Origin of the sequence: Treponema sp. HNW, from assembly GCF_050320395.1 — a bacterium.
Lineage (GTDB): Bacteria > Spirochaetota > Spirochaetia > Treponematales > Treponemataceae > Treponema_C.
In genome coordinates this window covers 1,604,889-1,620,179 of the sequence record NZ_CP144459.1, presented here as the reverse complement: position 1 = coordinate 1,620,179, position 15,291 = coordinate 1,604,889, and the positions used below count along the sequence as shown (strand labels likewise).

Annotated in this window: 11 protein-coding genes; 5 read left to right on the top strand and 6 right to left on the bottom strand. The window is 44.8% G+C overall.

Going from position 1 to position 15,291, the window contains the following annotated elements; genetic code table 11:
- Positions 1 to 56: 56 nt before the first annotated feature.
- Complete coding sequence (gene lepB, locus V1L52_RS07470) at positions 57 to 785, top strand: signal peptidase I (protein WP_428768397.1); 729 nt, start codon at positions 57 to 59, stop codon at positions 783 to 785.
- Positions 785 to 2,068, top strand: coding sequence for a coproporphyrinogen-III oxidase family protein (locus V1L52_RS07465; RefSeq protein WP_428768396.1), 1,284 nt, complete (start codon positions 785 to 787; stop codon positions 2,066 to 2,068). The genes lepB and V1L52_RS07465 overlap by 1 nt, the downstream gene beginning before the upstream one ends.
- Here V1L52_RS07465 and V1L52_RS07460 read toward each other — a convergent pair.
- The 3 genes from V1L52_RS07460 to V1L52_RS07450 all read right to left on the bottom strand — a co-directional run bounded on the left by V1L52_RS07460 (position 2,061) and on the right by V1L52_RS07450 (position 7,279).
- Complete coding sequence (locus V1L52_RS07460) at positions 2,061 to 3,323, bottom strand: ATP-binding protein (RefSeq protein ID WP_428768394.1); 1,263 nt, start codon at positions 3,321 to 3,323, stop codon at positions 2,061 to 2,063. The genes V1L52_RS07465 and V1L52_RS07460 overlap by 8 nt on opposite strands.
- Before the next feature lie 105 nt (positions 3,324 to 3,428).
- Positions 3,429 to 6,065 carry an oligonucleotide/oligosaccharide-binding fold domain-containing protein gene (locus V1L52_RS07455; RefSeq protein ID WP_428768392.1) on the bottom strand — a complete coding sequence of 879 codons (2,637 nt, stop codon included), beginning with the start codon at positions 6,063 to 6,065 and terminating at the stop codon, positions 3,429 to 3,431.
- A complete protein-coding gene (locus V1L52_RS07450) occupies positions 6,056 to 7,279 on the bottom strand; it encodes a CapA family protein (RefSeq protein ID WP_428768390.1) in 1,224 nt (407 codons plus the stop codon). The genes V1L52_RS07455 and V1L52_RS07450 overlap by 10 nt, the downstream gene beginning before the upstream one ends.
- 77 nt (positions 7,280 to 7,356) lie before the next feature.
- On the opposite strand from V1L52_RS07450, the gene ppdK reads away from it, so the two are divergent.
- The gene (gene ppdK, locus V1L52_RS07445) at positions 7,357 to 10,029 is read left to right on the top strand and encodes a pyruvate, phosphate dikinase (protein ID WP_428768388.1); all 2,673 of its coding nucleotides are present in this window, start codon (positions 7,357 to 7,359) and stop codon (positions 10,027 to 10,029) included.
- 107 nt (positions 10,030 to 10,136) lie between these two features.
- Here the strand turns inward: ppdK and V1L52_RS07440 are convergent, their stop codons facing one another.
- Complete coding sequence (locus V1L52_RS07440; RefSeq protein ID WP_428768386.1) at positions 10,137 to 11,081, bottom strand: helix-turn-helix domain-containing protein; 945 nt, start codon at positions 11,079 to 11,081, stop codon at positions 10,137 to 10,139.
- A 187-nt stretch (positions 11,082 to 11,268) separates the two neighbouring features.
- On the opposite strand from V1L52_RS07440, the gene V1L52_RS07435 reads away from it, so the two are divergent.
- Together V1L52_RS07435 and V1L52_RS07430 are read left to right on the top strand one after the other, a co-directional pair.
- The gene (locus tag V1L52_RS07435) at positions 11,269 to 13,050 is read left to right on the top strand and encodes an ABC transporter ATP-binding protein (RefSeq protein ID WP_428768384.1); all 1,782 of its coding nucleotides are present in this window, start codon (positions 11,269 to 11,271) and stop codon (positions 13,048 to 13,050) included.
- Between the two features lie 6 nt (positions 13,051 to 13,056).
- Positions 13,057 to 14,808 (top strand): ABC transporter ATP-binding protein, encoded by a 1,752-nt coding sequence (locus V1L52_RS07430; RefSeq protein ID WP_428768382.1) that lies wholly within the window; start codon positions 13,057 to 13,059, stop codon positions 14,806 to 14,808.
- A gap of 47 nt (positions 14,809 to 14,855) precedes the next feature.
- Here the strand turns inward: V1L52_RS07430 and V1L52_RS07425 are convergent, their stop codons facing one another.
- A complete protein-coding gene (locus tag V1L52_RS07425) occupies positions 14,856 to 14,996 on the bottom strand; it encodes a hypothetical protein (RefSeq protein ID WP_428768380.1) in 141 nt (46 codons plus the stop codon).
- 50 nt (positions 14,997 to 15,046) lie between these two features.
- On the bottom strand, positions 15,047 to 15,178 hold the full coding sequence (locus tag V1L52_RS07420; RefSeq protein WP_428768378.1) for a hypothetical protein: 132 nt from the start codon (positions 15,176 to 15,178) through the stop codon (positions 15,047 to 15,049).
- Positions 15,179 to 15,291: the final 113 nt, after the last annotated feature.

The following is a 15,291-nucleotide window of genomic DNA, read 5'->3' as shown; positions in this document are numbered from 1 at the left end:
TTTTTCGGCGTTTCGGCTTGCTTGTAATTTCAAGCCGTATATGATATGTTTATCTTATGACCGTAAATTCATACGATTTCGCCTTTGCGCGTAAAAAAGAATTAAAGCATAAAATCCTTTTGATTATAGGCATTTTTTTATTGACCCTGATTTGTCTGCAAGTGATTTTCGGATTTCTTTTATGCCCCGTATTGATTTTATCGTCGTCCATGAAACCGTCTCTTTCCAAAAATGCGGCTCTCTTTGTACTGCCTGTTGCACCCGGCAGACCCGAATTTTTAGGAACCGAAAAGTTGGAACGCGGCGATATTGTCCGAGTCGAATCTTCCGAAAAAGTCGAATTGAATTTCTTTCAAAGGGCCGTTTCCTTTACCGCCTCAATGTTGACTTTCGGGCGCTTCGCGCTTTTTTCCGATTCGGACTCGAACTGTTCTTCCGCATCTCTTTTCCGTTTGGCCGCTTTTCCCGGCGATACCGTTTATATCGATGACTATATCGCTTATATCAAAAAAGCCGATTCCGCCCATTTTTTAACCGAGTTTGAACTTTCTTCAACGGATTACAAGATTCTCATCGACACCCTTCCGGCTATGTGGGATACAAGTATGGGCGCTCAGGGAAAAACCGAACCGCTTACATTGGGCCCGGACGAGTACTTTGTCCTTTGCGATAACCGCGTTTCGGCCTTTGACTCACGCCTGTTCGGTCCCGTTAACGCCTCAAATATCAGCGGAAAAGCGCTTGTACAGTATTATCCTTTTACGGACATAAAAAAACTCTATTAATGTATTTATACGTCCATATCCCTTTTTGTAAATCGAAATGTTTATACTGTGATTTTTTTTCGGTCCCGCTTGCCGATTGCCCGATTCCCGACTCCTATATGGATGCACTGCTTAACGAAGCGGCATACCGTAAACATCTGCACGGTATAAGCGAATGGTCGAGTATCTATGTCGGAGGCGGTACTCCGGGGCTTTTGTCTCCCGTACAGCTGAAGCGTCTTTTAGAAGGCTTGTACAAACTCTGTCCGCCTAAAGCGGAAGCCGAAATTACCCTTGAAGTCAACTGCGCCGACATTGCCGAACAAGGCCCGGACGGTGTTTGTTCCTATCTTGAAAGAGCTTCCGAAGCGGGCATAAACCGCATTTCAGCCGGCATTCAAACCTTTAACGATGATGTTTTGCGCCTTATAGGACGTCGCTCCTCTCCTGAGCAAATCAAAGGTGCCCTCGAAAATTTACAACAATGGCGCAAAAACGGACAAAAAACTTCCCGGTCCCTTGCCGGTACGTCACCGGATTTCCGAAGCGGGGCTTCCTTAGCGTCTTTGGGCAGGCGCTTTTCCTGCGATCTTATTGCGGGGCTTCCCCGGTTAAGCACCGATGATTTTTGTTCAGGGCTACGTGAATTGCTGAGTTATGAGCCTGACCACATATCGCTTTACAGCCTTATGGTAGAAACGGGAACACCTCTTGAAAAGCACATAGCTGAAGGCCTTATTGCCCGGGATGAAGATACCGCCGACGAGCAGTGGCTTTTAGGCCGCGGTATACTCGAAAAAGCGGGCTACAGCCAATACGAAGTGTCCAATTTTGCCAAAAGGGGCTTTGAAAGCGTCCACAACCGCGCCTACTGGCAGATGAAAGATTATATCGGCTTAGGTACCGCCGCCGTCGGAACGGTCGGTTCCGTCCGCTATACGGGCACGCGCGACATTAAAGCATACACGGACTTTTGGACGGGCTTAAAAAACGGTACAAGTGCGGCCGTCTCCGGGCAGGCTGCACAAAACCTTGTTGTCCCCGAATCGGTCAGTGCGCTCGAACACATAAGTCAAGATGAGGCAATAACCGAATTTTTGATGATGGGCTTCCGTATGCTTGAGGGCGTAAGCGATGCCGAATTCAAAAAACGCTTCGGCCTTGAGCTTACGGATTTTATCGAACCGGTTTTTACCCGCTGGCAAAAACGGGCTTTAGCCGAAACCGACGGCAAAACCTACCGCCTTACAAAAGAAGGCCTCTTGTTCTTAAACGAATTTCTTGCGGAAATAATCGCTATATAAACTCAAGGGGAACGGCGAGAACGCTTATTTTATTTTTTGTAACCGCTGCAACCTGACTACAGTTGCAGATAATTGTTCCCTGACCTATGCGCACGTTTTTTAGTCTGTTCATGATGAAAAAATTTTTTGCATCTTCGGTATTCGGAGTTGCCGTTTTTTTTATTTCAACAGGGTAAATTGTGTTATTGCGTTCGATAAGCACATCTATTTCGATTTTATCTTTATCACGGTAAAAATAAAGCGGAGCTTCTTCTCCGTTGTTGGCAAAAGATTTTATAATTTCAGCGATAACATAGGTTTCAAAAAAGGAACCCGCCATTGCGCCGGTTTGCATAACTTCAGGATTTGTCCAGCGCGTTAAATAAGCTGCAAGTCCCGTATCGATAAAATACATTTTCGGAGTTTTAACAACCCGTTTTTCGACATTCGACGAATAGGGCTTCAATAAATACACAAGACCGGAGGTAACCAAAAGAGAAAGCCATTTTTTTGCGGTAACTTCGCTTATGCCGCACTCCCGCGCCATATCGCCGTAATTGACCAGTTGACTTGTACGGGAGGCCGCAACCGTGATAAATTGCAAAAACTGCATTTCATCGGCAACCTGTGTCAGTTTTTTAATATCACGTTCAATATAGGTTTTAAGATAGTTTGCATAAAAATCGGCGGGCGCAACTTTTCCCTTAATGACTTCAGGATAACCTCCGGCATAAATAGCCTGCCATGTTTTATGAATTGAAAATGTATAAGCCGAAAAAGCCTTGCTTCTTTCAAGAAAATATTTTTTTGTAGGAATAAAGCTGTCCGAAAATATGTCCTGCCTGATTTCACGGGCGGAAAGGGGATAGAGCTGCACAATGCCTATTCTTCCCGAAAGACTTTCCGTTGCCGTTTCCATGAGTTTAAATTGCTGGCTGCCGGTAAGGTAATACATTCCGTTACGGCGGTTTTTATCGATTTCAATTTTCAAGTAGCGGAACAAATGCGGGACATATTGAATCTCATCAAATATAACGGGATGAGGATGAAATGCCAAAAATGATTTAGGATCGGTTGCCGCAAACAGTTCTTCCGTCGGGTCGTCAAAGGTAAGATACGGAATAGTTTCGGCATTCGTAATTTTTTTTAAGAGGGTTGTTTTTCCCGTTTGCCTGGCTCCCGTCAGCAGCACGGCCGGATATGAAGAGGCGAGTCTTTGTATTGTTTTGTCCGCATGACGCTGTAAAAATGCGTTTTTTCTTGTCCTTAGTTTCATGGGATAATCCAAACTCCTCTTTAATATTATCCCATGTACTTAAAACAGTCAATAGACGGAACAATACACGGCCGCGGTTACCCTGCATTAGGTTATTCGTATAAGTTATTCATATAAATCGTTGAGTTTTCGGTAGAGTCTGTTAAGCCGCCCTTTATCCGCTTCGCTCATAGAATCGGGCGCTTCGTCTATAAGCACCTCCAAACTTGAAAGGCTTGCATTGAGTGCCGTAGTAAAGCTTTTCGATACTTTAAGCCAATAGGTTCCCCTGCCGTCGGTACACAGGCCGATAAAACCGATTTCTTTTCCGCCCTTTTTTACGGGGGCCGTGCGAAGGATAACCGGCAGGGCGTTAAACAGTTTTTCCGCTTCTTCTGCAAATGACAGGTTCAGCGTGCGCTCCCATCCGCTCTCGGTGAGGGGCCGTAAATCCGTTTCTTTTACAACCCGCAGGGCAAGGCTTAATCGCTCCCCGGTTAAGAGGGCGTGCTTTCCGTATTCGACTTTTACGCGCAGTTTTCCCGCCTGTGCAAGACGTCCCGGATCTTCGTCGGCTTGGGCGGCTTTTTGTAAAAGAGAGTAGGGCATAATAAGGTGCTTTTTACCCTTGATTTTTTCGACGGCAAAGACTATGCCGCCTATGATGACGTTTTCCGCGTTTACATTTTCAACGTTTGCTCTTGCAATATGTGCGCTGTCGGATAATCGTTCTTTTTTGCAAAGCCTGCCCTGTTTGCCGCCCGTCTCTTTTTTGTTGCGCCCGAGGTTTTCTCTTGCCGCCCTTTCATCGCCGCCGGCCCCGGCTTTGTTTTTTATGCCGGATCGGGTACTTTTCCCCGTCATTGCCGCAAGGCGCTCTGCCATCCCCTCGTCGAGGCGCGATAACACCGCCCTTGTAAGCGGAGAAACCGACATGGCGAACATGCGCGAGGTACGAACGATTTCTCCTGCAACAATATAGAGGGGGTCTGCGCGGAACATGCAGGAACCCGGATGTATTTGAATGTGTTCGGCGGTTAAACTTTGATAGCTTTCTTTTTTTTCGCGTATGCACACAAACTGAATCATACCTGCGGCTATACAGGTTAAATAATCGTCCGGATGACCGCCTCCGACAACGGGAAGGCCTAAAGAGCCGACTATTTGTTCCAACTGCTCTTTTATATTGACTATTTCGGCCATAACGCGCTCGTCAAGATAGCTTTTTTGGCAAAACCGCAATTTGTTTTTTGCTTCGCCGTACCGTTTGAATATGTTTACATAGGATACAAAATCGCCCCTCATATCTCGGAACTCGTGATGGGCGCGCCGGGCATCGCTTTCTTCGCCGGGCGGAAGCATAAAGGGCGAGTGCGCCGACAAAAAGGCGGCGGCGATAAGCACTTCTTCTATAACATCGGGATAACGCAAAATCGCTTCAACGATAATGCGGCTTTGGCGCGGCATAAGGGGAAAAGCCGCCATAAGCTCTCCGATTTTGGAAAGACTGTTGTCCTTTTCCAAGGCGCCGAGCATATTAAGCGTTTCCACACCGCCTATAAGCCCTTCACGGCCGGGCGGCGAAATAAATTCAAACTGCTCAAAATCGCGTATACCGAGTTCCGCCATGCGGAGCACCACTTCGCATAAGTCGGTACGGTATATTTCTTCCATTGTGTAGAGGCTGCGGTTTTCAAAATCCTTTCGCGGATAGAGGCGGTAACATACGCCGCTGTGGGTACGCCCGGCGCGCCCCTTACGCTGATTGCACGACGCTTTCGACACGAGGGTTTCGGTCAAGCTTGAGGTAAAACTGCGCGGATTGTAATAGTTCAGTTTTGCCAAGCCGCTGTCTATAACGGTTGTAATGCCGGGAATGGTTACGCTTGTTTCGGCGATGTTTGTCGAAACGATAACCTTTTTGCGGCCGAAGGGAGGATTTATAAAAACGCGCTCCTGTTCTTCTTTTGCAAGCCGTCCGTACAGCGGAATAAGAAAAATGCGCCGCGAAAAAGGTGCGCGGCCGAGACGACGGATACAGTCTTTGATGATTTTTTCTCCGGGTAAAAAGCATAAAATTCCGCCCTCGTATTTACTGTCCAACACGCGGCTTATCGTATCTTCGATTTTTGCCAAAAGGGCTTCCGAGGCGCTTAAAGAAGCCGTACTTGCGGGAATTGAAGGCGGGTCGTAGACAATCGTAACGGGGTAGGTGATTGTATTGATTGTTACAATAGGACAATCGTTAAAATAGGCGGAAAAAGCTTCGGCGTTCATCGTTGCCGACGATACAATCACTTTAAAATCGGGCCGCTCTTTTAAAACACGCTTTAAAAGGCCGAGTACAAAATCGATGTTTAAACTGCGCTCGTGTGCTTCGTCGACCATGATAACCGAATAGCGCGACAGCATGGGGTCAAGCTTCATTTCCTGAAGCAAAATGCCGTCGGTCATAATCTTTATTTTGGTTGAAAAATCGGTTTTGTCTTCAAAGCGCATTTTATAGCCGACCGTTCCCGGATAAGTGCAGCCCAGCTGTTTTGCGATAAATTCACTTACCGACAGGGCGGCAATACGGCGCGGCTGAGTTACGGCAATCATTCCCGCATCGGCAAAGCCCGCCTCATAGAGGATTACGGGCAGCTGGGTGGTTTTCCCCGAACCGGTGGGGCTTTGTACGACTATTGCCTGATTTTTTTTAATCGCATCGAGTATAAGTTCTTTTTGCTCGTAAACGGGCAAGGCCCGGTAATCTATCGGCATGTAGTAATTTCCCGTATGTTTTTCATCAATTCCAAACGCTTTTTATAATATGCGGCCAATCTTTTATCCTGCTGTGCTATCAGGTTCTCATTCAACCGCCTTATAACAAAATTATACCCCTTATCGACATGAGTTACAATAATCTCGGGTTCTATATCGGCGATTTTTAAAAGCGGCCGCCCGCCAAACCCGCTTTCCGCCGTGTTTTCCTCCTGCTTTAAATCTACTTGAAGGAGGATGCCGGTGCCCGTGTACTCGTAGGGATGGGCGGGATTTTCAAAATTTATGGGAATGTTTTGTCCGGAAATTGTGTTTCCCATCCCGTACATAATGAGTTTTTCCGTTTTTCGGTTTGTGCCGTCTTCCGTTACCTTGCAGCTTACCCGTTCCCACGGCTTTGAAACATGGGAATGGTTTGCCCAGATGATATCGACTCCCAAGTCCAATAACGAATAAAAATATTCGCGCCTTTCGCTTGTAACCTCCAAAACATATTCCGGATCGGCCGAATGAACGCTTAAAATAAAAACATCGCATGGGTTTTCTTTTTGTAAACGTATCAGTTCGTTCTTTAATGTGAGTTTTCCCTTTTCGGTAAAGGGGTAAAAATCGAATAAATCGTTGTGGCGGTTAAAATTGACAATTTCGGTTACCGCGGCAAAGAGGATTTTCCAGCCCTGAACTTCAATCAATTCGTAAGTGAGCTCATCGCTTCCCGGTTTTTTTATCCCCGCACTGTAGACTCCTTGTGAACGCGCTTTTGCAAAAAAATCGGCGCTTCCGCGGATGCCCTCCGTTCCCTGGTCATTTGTATGGTTGTTTGCGAGCGAAAATACGTTAAACCCCGCATCGATGGCTGCTTGGGCGTATTCGCCGTGAATATTGAAGTTCGGAAAAGTTTGATAGGGAAGTTCATCGCAAATCGGCGTTTCGAGGTTTGCGAAGGCCAGATCCTTACTGTTCAACAGTGTTTTAACATCGCGGTATATAAGGCTGTAGTCTTTCATACGGAAGTTGACATTATGCGCCATAATATCGCCTGCAAAACAAAGTTTCAAAGGTTCCTGTTTGGGCGGATTTTTCCGTTCCGCTTTTGTACTCACCGTTGTTTGCGTATTCGCTGCCGGTTCGTTTTGAAGATTTTCGTGTACGGATGCACATGAAAAGATTAAAAAGCTGCATAAAACGGATATAAGGTACAAAAGTTTTGCCATATACAGAATATACATTGACAGCGTTATTTTTTCAATGTACAATGTGAAAATAATTCTGATAAGGAGAAAACAATTTCATGACAAAGACAAAGTTTGTCTATTTTTTCGGCAACGGTAAAGCCGAAGGCGATGCATCCATGAAAGAAGGTCTCGGCGGAAAGGGTGCAAATTTGGCCGAAATGACTAATTTGGGAATTCCCGTTCCGCCCGGGTTTACCATTTCAACTGAGGTTTGTAAATTATACTACGAAAACGGAAAAAAATATCCCGACGGACTTGAAAGCGAAGTTGCGGAACATCTTGAGCGCCTTGAAAAACTTATGGGTAAAAAACTCGGAGATGCAAACGACCCTCTTTTGGTGTCGGTCCGCTCCGGTGCCGCCCTGTCCATGCCCGGTATGATGGATACCATCTTAAACCTGGGTATGAACGACAAGGCAGTCGAAGGTTTATCGGCGAAAACGGGAAATCCGCGTTTCGCATGGGACGCATACCGCCGCTTTATTCAAATGTTCGGCGATGTTGCTATGGGCGTTCCTTCCGAAGGTTTTGAAAACGCTTTGGACGACATTAAGGTTTCCAAGGGCGTAAAGCTCGACACCGACCTTGATGCCGACGACTTAAAAAAACTGGTAGAACGCTACAAAGAGATTTATAAAAAACACACGGGAAAGGACTTCCCCCAAAACCCCGTCGAGCAAATGTGGGGTGCCATCAATGCCGTATTCGGTTCGTGGATGAATGAACGCGCCATCAAGTACCGCGCATTGAACAGTATCCGCGGCCTTGCGGGAACGGCGGTTAATATTCAGTCCATGGTATTCGGAAACTTCGGCGACGATTCGGGAACGGGCGTATGTTTCAGCCGCGACCCCTCAACCGGAGAAAACAAATTTTACGGCGAATACCTGATGAACGCTCAGGGTGAAGACGTTGTAGCCGGTATCCGCACTCCCGAAACCATCGAAAAACTTGCAAGCGAAAACAAAGAAGTGTATGCCGAGCTTATCGCTATCCGCGACCGTCTCGAAAAACACTACCGCGATATGCAGGATATGGAATTTACCGTTCAGCAGGGAAAGCTCTTTATTTTGCAAACCCGTAACGGTAAGCGCACCGGGCAGGCTGCCGTACGCTGTGCGGTCGAAATGGTTGAAGAAAAGCTTATCGACAAAAGAACCGCCGTTATGCGCGTGTCTCCCGATCAGCTTGACCAGCTTTTGCACCCGAGAATCGACCCCAAGGCGGTTAAAGAAACAAAGCCGCTTACAAAGGGCTTAAACGCTTCTCCGGGAGCCGCCTGCGGTCAAATCGTCTATACGGCCGACGAAGCGGATTCGTGGGTACAAAAGGGCCACAAGGTTATTTTGGTACGTAAAGAAACCAGCCCCGAAGATATTACCGGAATGGTTGTGTCCGAAGGTATTTTAACGTCTACCGGCGGTATGACCAGCCATGCGGCCGTTGTTGCCCGCGGTATGGGTACCCCCTGCGTATGCGGCGCTTCGGAAGTGCTTTTTTCAAACGGAGAAGTATTTATAAACGGTAAAGCTTTTCAGCGCGGCGATTTTATCACCATCGACGGTTCTTCCGGCTGCGTATACGAAGGTCAGCTTCCCCTTATCGACTCTGAAATCTCCGACCGCCTGCACACCTTCCTCGACTGGTGCGATGAAGTGCGCAACGCTTCGCTGCGTACCAATACCGACGGAAACGCAATTAAGGGCTTCAGTGTCCGCGCCAATGCCGACCAGCCCGCCGATGCAAAGCATGCATTCGATTTCGGCGCCGAAGGTATCGGTTTGTGCCGCACCGAACACATGTTCTTTGACCGCGATAAATTGATTCACTTCCGCGCGATGATCGCTTCCGACACGGAAGAACAGCGCCGCGAAGCTTTGGCAAGCATTTTGCCCTTGCAAAAAAAGGACTTTGTCGGTATTTTCGAAGCGATGAACGGCCGGCCGGTAACAATCCGCCTTTTGGATCCGCCGCTTCACGAGTTTATTCCGCACACGCAAACCGAGCGCGAAGAGCTTGCGCACATTATGCACATCGACTTGGAAAAGTTGAATGCAAAGCTCGACGCCCTGCACGAAATGAACCCGATGCTCGGCCATCGCGGCTGCCGTTTGGCTATTACCTATCCCGAAATTTACGAAATGCAGGTTGAAGCTATCGCCCTTGCCGCCGCCGATTGTATTAAGCGCAAAATCGACGTAAAGCCCGAAATTATGATTCCGATTGTCTGCGATAACGACGAATTGGAAATTATCCGCGGTCAAGCACAGGCTATTATTCAAAAGGTATTCGATACGGAAAAAGTCAAATTCGACGTGCAAATCGGTTCGATGATTGAAGTGCCGCGCGCCTCGCTCCTCGCCGATAAACTTGCCGAACATGCGGACTTTTTCAGCTTCGGTACCAACGACTTAACGCAGATGACCTTTGCGTTTAGCCGCGACGATGCGGGTAAATTCCTTACCTCCTATTTGGTAAAGGATGTGCTTATAACAGATCCGTTCAAAACCCTTGATGAAGAGGGAGTAGGAGAGCTTATCAATATTGCGCGCATTAAAGCCCGTTCCAAAAAGCCCGGCTTAAAGCTCGGCATTTGCGGCGAACACGGCGGAGACCCCGACACGATCGACTTCTGCTACCGTGCAGGATTGAACTACGTTTCCTGTTCTCCCTACCGCGTGCCCGTCGCCCGTTTGGCTGCGGCTCAAGCGGTTATCCGCAACGGCTGATAAGGTATAAAACTACAGAGGACCTCGGCGCTGTCCGTTTATAAGAGGCTGCCCTCAAATGAGGGCAGCCTTTTTTATAGGTTAAGACTTTTCAGTCGGCAGTTTCCCTACAAATCTTTCCGCATCCGGGCCGGGCTGATTCCGTAGGTTTCTTTAAACGCTTTTTGAAAATAGCCGTCCCCGTAGTAGCCGACCGCCTGTGCTATTTCTACAATGGATAATTCATCATTATAAAGCAATTCAAGCGCCCTTGTCATTCTTACCTTTTGCGTGTATTCATTTATTGTCGTGTTAAAACAATCTTTAAAACCCGTTACCAATTTTTGCTGATTGATAGAAAATTTTTTAGTGAGCTCCGCAATGGTAAAATGATCTGCAAAGTGTTCTTCTATAAAAGTTTTTACATTTTTAAGAACAGCCTTGTCTTTTTGGGAAAGGTGCACATTTGTTTTCGGTTGTGCCTTATAAACATAATCGTAAAGAAGTGAAAAAACCTCCAAGCATTTACCTTGAATATAAAGCTTTAATGCTGCTCCTTCCAGTGTACATTCTTTAAGGCTGTCGCAAATTGCGGTTATTTTCGGAATGACAATCGGCTCGGGATTAAGTACACTTGCCGCTCTTTCAAAAAAATCATCCTCCAATGTTATAGGCAAAGAAGAAAAAAAAGTTTTACGAAAAGCAAAGCCTATATTTACCAGCCGTACATTCGGCTCAATTCTTTTATATCCGTAAAAGTAATCATAATTGACATAGGCATTCAATCCATATTCAAATTCGGTACTGTCATCCTGCTGTTGATAATAAGATGCGGCTCCTGTGTAGTATTGCCCCGCTTCAATAATCCGCTCATCTATATACTCTTTAATAATAAAAGGCTGATACAGTATGCAATCGGAAATGACCGCCATAGCCGTTCCGGTATCTCCCAAAACGGAAAAACCGCCTGAGCCCTTTGTTTTTCCCAATATATAATCTATTCTTCCGTCTTTTAAATGTTTGACAAAACCGAAATCTTCAAAATCCTTCCAATAGTCTTCAAGCGTTCTCATATATCTGTCCTTTTTAAAGTTTTTTCTGTTCTATTTGAAGATTAGGGTAACATATTAGACTTAAAATTGCAAGTATTTATATATTTTCTTTCTTATTTGAAGAATTGATGTGTTGACAAAAATATCCGGTACGGATACAATAAGACAAGTTAGCTAAGACTAATCCAAATACTTATAGGAGCATTTTGTGAATAAAAAATCAAAGGGGATAATGGACTATATTTTCCATTATTCAAATAAGGGAAAAGTTGTTCTTACCGCAAGTATTTTTTTGTCCACACTGGGAATGGTGTGCAATGTTATTCCGTATGTATCGGTATATTTTATAGCGAGGATATTTTTAACGGCGGGAGAAAAAACCGGTGTTTTCTTTTGGATAATTACCGCAGGATGCGCTGTGTTATGCAATTTGATTTTTTCGTTTTTAGGCAGCGTCGGCTGTCATACTGCGGCATTTAAGATTTTGTATACCTATAGAATAAAACTGATGGAGCATTTGGGCTCATTACCGCTCGGCTTTTTTTCAAAAAACACAAGCGGCTCCATTCAAAAAATCATGGACGAAAATATCGAAAACATGGAAGGTGTCATCGCCCACATGCTGCCCGATTTAATCGGCTCATTGATTGTGCTGATCTTATTCTTTTCGGGAATTGTCTATCTTAATTGGATTATGGCATGTACCGTTTTCCTTGCGATCGTTATTGCCTTTAGCTTTCAGGCTTTGATTTTCGGCGGAGAAAAAGCGAAAGAAAGGTATTCGGATTATATGAAGCGCTCAGCCGATATTACCGGCAATTTTTCCGAGTATGTAAAAGGAATGGCTGAAGTAAAACTGTTCGGACGGGCAGGCGGCATATCAAAAAACCTGGAACACAGTCTTGATAAATGCCTTGATTGGGAGATAACCAATTACAGAAATTCCGCTTTCTTTATGAGTATGTATAAAACGATAAGCCTCTCCCTCCTTGCCTTTGTTATTCCGGCCGGCGGTTTTTTGATTTTACAAAATCCTTCAGGCGATACGGTCTTGGCGGTTGTCACGGCATTGATTATCGTTCCCGCACTGTACGACCCGCTTTTAACCTGTATCGATTATGCAACGCAGCTTAATTTCACAAAGGCGGGATTGACTCGGATTGATACCATTTTAAATGAGAGCGTTTTTGAGACAAAAAACACTGCGGAAAAAGAAAGCGGTAATACGGTTGTCTTTGATTCGGTTTCATTTTCGTATCAAAGCGAGGCGGATCCGTTTAGGAGAGAGGCACTGAGCGGCGTTTCCTTTACCTGTAACGAAAATCAAATGACCGCCCTGGTCGGAGAATCGGGAAGCGGAAAATCCACCATCGGGCAGCTCCTGGTACGGTTTTGGGATGTACAGACCGGCAGCATAAAAATAGGCGGTAAAGATATAAAAAACATTGATACAAAGGACTTAATGGAAAAAATCGCCTTTGTATTTCAAGACACCCATATTTTTTCGGATACGGTGCGGGCCAATATCGCGATGAACAAAAATCGCTCCGATGCGGAAATTATCGAAGCGGCAAAAAAGGCGCGCTGCCACGATTTTATTATGAATCTTCCGAAAGGGTACGATACCCCCATCGGTTCGGGAAATATAAAATTATCGGGCGGAGAAGCACAAAGACTTTCCATTGCACGGGCTTTTTTAAAAGATTCTCACATTGTCATTTTAGACGAGGCTTTGGCTTATACCGATGCGGAAAATGAAAACTTAATACAGGAAGCGATTAGAAACCTCATTAAAGATAAAACCGTTATTGTCATTGCGCACCGGCTTAAAAGCATTATGGATGCGGATAAGATTATTGTACTGAAAGAGGGGAAAATTATAGAAGAAGGCACACACGGAAGTTTAATTGAAAAAGACGGAGCATATAAAACGCTGTGGGACTTACAATTTGAAGCGGAAACATGGGAAATAGCAGGCAAGGAGAGATGAAGAAAAATGAAAGAACTGATAAGAAAATTTACGATGGGGCATCCCGAACAAATGGCGGAACCGGTGATATGGTATTTTTTGGAAGGCTTTGCGATAACCTTTCCTGCGGTGGCGGTGTATTTTGCAATCAATTTATTTATCGAATATTTTAATACTCCCGCCGTTATCTTTGATAAAGGATATTGGACTATTGCACTGTGTCTGGCAGGCTTTTTTCTTTTACAGCTGACGGTCAGTACGGCTGCTTTTTTAAGGACCTTTCTTCCCGGTGCGCGCAATTCGGCACGAAATAAAAAGGACTTTATTCAAAAAATAAAAAAATTGCCGCTCGGCTTTTTTTCCAAAACCCGTTCAGGGGAACTTATCAATACGTTTACCGGAGACTTTTTGGCGATTGAGCGGAGTATGGTCGGCGCTCTTACCGGTCTTTTCGGTGTTGTTTTTTCCTGTGTTGCAACGTCAGTTTTTATGTTTTGGTTTAATTGGAAAATGGCGCTGGCCTTTTATATTACACTCCCGATTTCGGCAAGTATCATTTTTGTTTCGTTGAAAATAACGGGAAAGATTGTTGTAAGCTCAAGAGCGGCTAAAGACGACACTGCGGAGGCGTTAAACGAATACCTTTCCGGTATGAAAATATTGAGAAGTTATAACCAGATCGGAGAAGGTTTTTCCAAACTTGAAAACGCATACAAGCATCTTAAAGAAATCAGTATAAAAAGTGAAACTGTCGGCGGTGCACTTTTAGGCTTTGCCTTAACCTTTGCGCGTGCAGGACTTCCGCTTATGTGCTTTACGGGAACCTATCTTATTTTCGGCGGAGAAATAGGCTTAACCGAATTTTTAAGTATCCTTATCATCGGCACTAAAATAATAAGTCCGCTTCTTACATGGATTCGATACATCGCCGCTCTTAGAATGTATTATGTCAGTGCAACAAGAATCGACACCGTTATGAGCGAAAAAGAATTAGGCGGAGAAAAAACAATAGAGCCAAAAGATGTAGGCGGCATTGAGTTTGAACATGCAGGCTTTTCGTATGTAAAGGGGAAAAAGGTTATTGATGATATATCCTGCACTTTTAAGAAAAATACGCTTACCGCTATTGTGGGGCCGAGCGGAGGAGGAAAGTCCACCATATTAAAACTTATTGCGCGGTTTTGGGACGTAGATGCGGGAAGTATAAAAATCGGCGGTGTTTCGCTCAATGAAATAAATCCCGACAACTGGCTTAAACATATTTCGATGGTGCTGCAGGATGTGTACCTCTTCCATAACACCGTAAGAGAAAACATTATGTTCGGAAACAAAAATGCAACGGAAGAAGATATGATCCGCGCTTCAAAGCTGGCGGGCTGTCACGAATTTATCGAAAAACTCCCCGAAGGATACAACACCCTTGTCGGAGAAGGAGGCTCCACTTTGTCGGGCGGTGAAAAACAGCGCATTTCGATTGCCAGAGCAATTTTAAAAGACGCACCGATTTTATTACTCGACGAGCCGACATCGAGCTTGGACGCAAAAAATGAAGTGTCGGTTCAAAAAGCCATATCCCATTTGGTTAAAGACAAAACCGTTATTATGATTGCTCATCGGTTAAAGACAATAAAGAACGCCGACAACATCATCGTTTTGGATAAGGGGCGGATTGTTGAAGAAGGCTCTCACTCCGAATTGCTGGAGAAGCAAGGCTTGTATGCACGGCTCTGGTATTTACAAAATAAATCCAAAGAATGGAAAATTTCGGTAAGCGGATAGTCAATACCGAAACTCGCCGTTATTTTAATCGGTACTATTTGTACCGATTAAAATAAACCTTTTTTATACTCCATAAATATTTTTTCTTTAAATCCTTTTTGCTTGCCGAACATAACTTTCTCCCGTTTTATTTCGATAAAACCTAATTCAGTATAGCAATTAATTGCTGCATAATTTGTATCTGTCACATCCAAAAGATAGTTTCGATATACAATAATTAATTTCAAAGTCTTTGAAATTAATTATTGTATAAAATCCGGCCGACAAAGGCTCCGAAATATTTTTGAGCTGCTTTTTTTGCTCCCTGTATCGCTCTTCCTTTAATATTTGAAACTGCCAAAACTCCCATAATTTCCTGTTCAGCTTCCATCAGATAAAAACAATTTATCCTTATGCTGCAGTGACATACCTTTTAGGTATTTTCAACGGTTTTGTCATAAAATTTAAAGATGCTGATACATTGGGCTGAAAATCCGCTGCTTA

What these genes read in the sequence shown, in the direction of transcription:
- lepB (WP_428768397.1), top strand. Translation starts at nt 57, where the DNA reads ATGACCGTAAATTCATACGATTTCGCCTTTGCGCGTAAAAAAGAATTA.
- V1L52_RS07465 (WP_428768396.1), top strand. Translation starts at nt 785, where the DNA reads ATGTATTTATACGTCCATATCCCTTTTTGTAAATCGAAATGTTTATAC.
- V1L52_RS07460 (WP_428768394.1), bottom strand. Translation starts at nt 3,323, where the DNA reads ATGAAACTAAGGACAAGAAAAAACGCATTTTTACAGCGTCATGCGGAC.
- V1L52_RS07455 (WP_428768392.1), bottom strand. Translation starts at nt 6,065, where the DNA reads ATGCCGATAGATTACCGGGCCTTGCCCGTTTACGAGCAAAAAGAACTT.
- V1L52_RS07450 (WP_428768390.1), bottom strand. Translation starts at nt 7,279, where the DNA reads ATGGCAAAACTTTTGTACCTTATATCCGTTTTATGCAGCTTTTTAATC.
- ppdK (WP_428768388.1), top strand. Translation starts at nt 7,357, where the DNA reads ATGACAAAGACAAAGTTTGTCTATTTTTTCGGCAACGGTAAAGCCGAA.
- V1L52_RS07440 (WP_428768386.1), bottom strand. Translation starts at nt 11,081, where the DNA reads ATGAGAACGCTTGAAGACTATTGGAAGGATTTTGAAGATTTCGGTTTT.
- V1L52_RS07430 (WP_428768382.1), top strand. Translation starts at nt 13,057, where the DNA reads ATGAAAGAACTGATAAGAAAATTTACGATGGGGCATCCCGAACAAATG.
- V1L52_RS07420 (WP_428768378.1), bottom strand. Translation starts at nt 15,178, where the DNA reads ATGGAAGCTGAACAGGAAATTATGGGAGTTTTGGCAGTTTCAAATATT.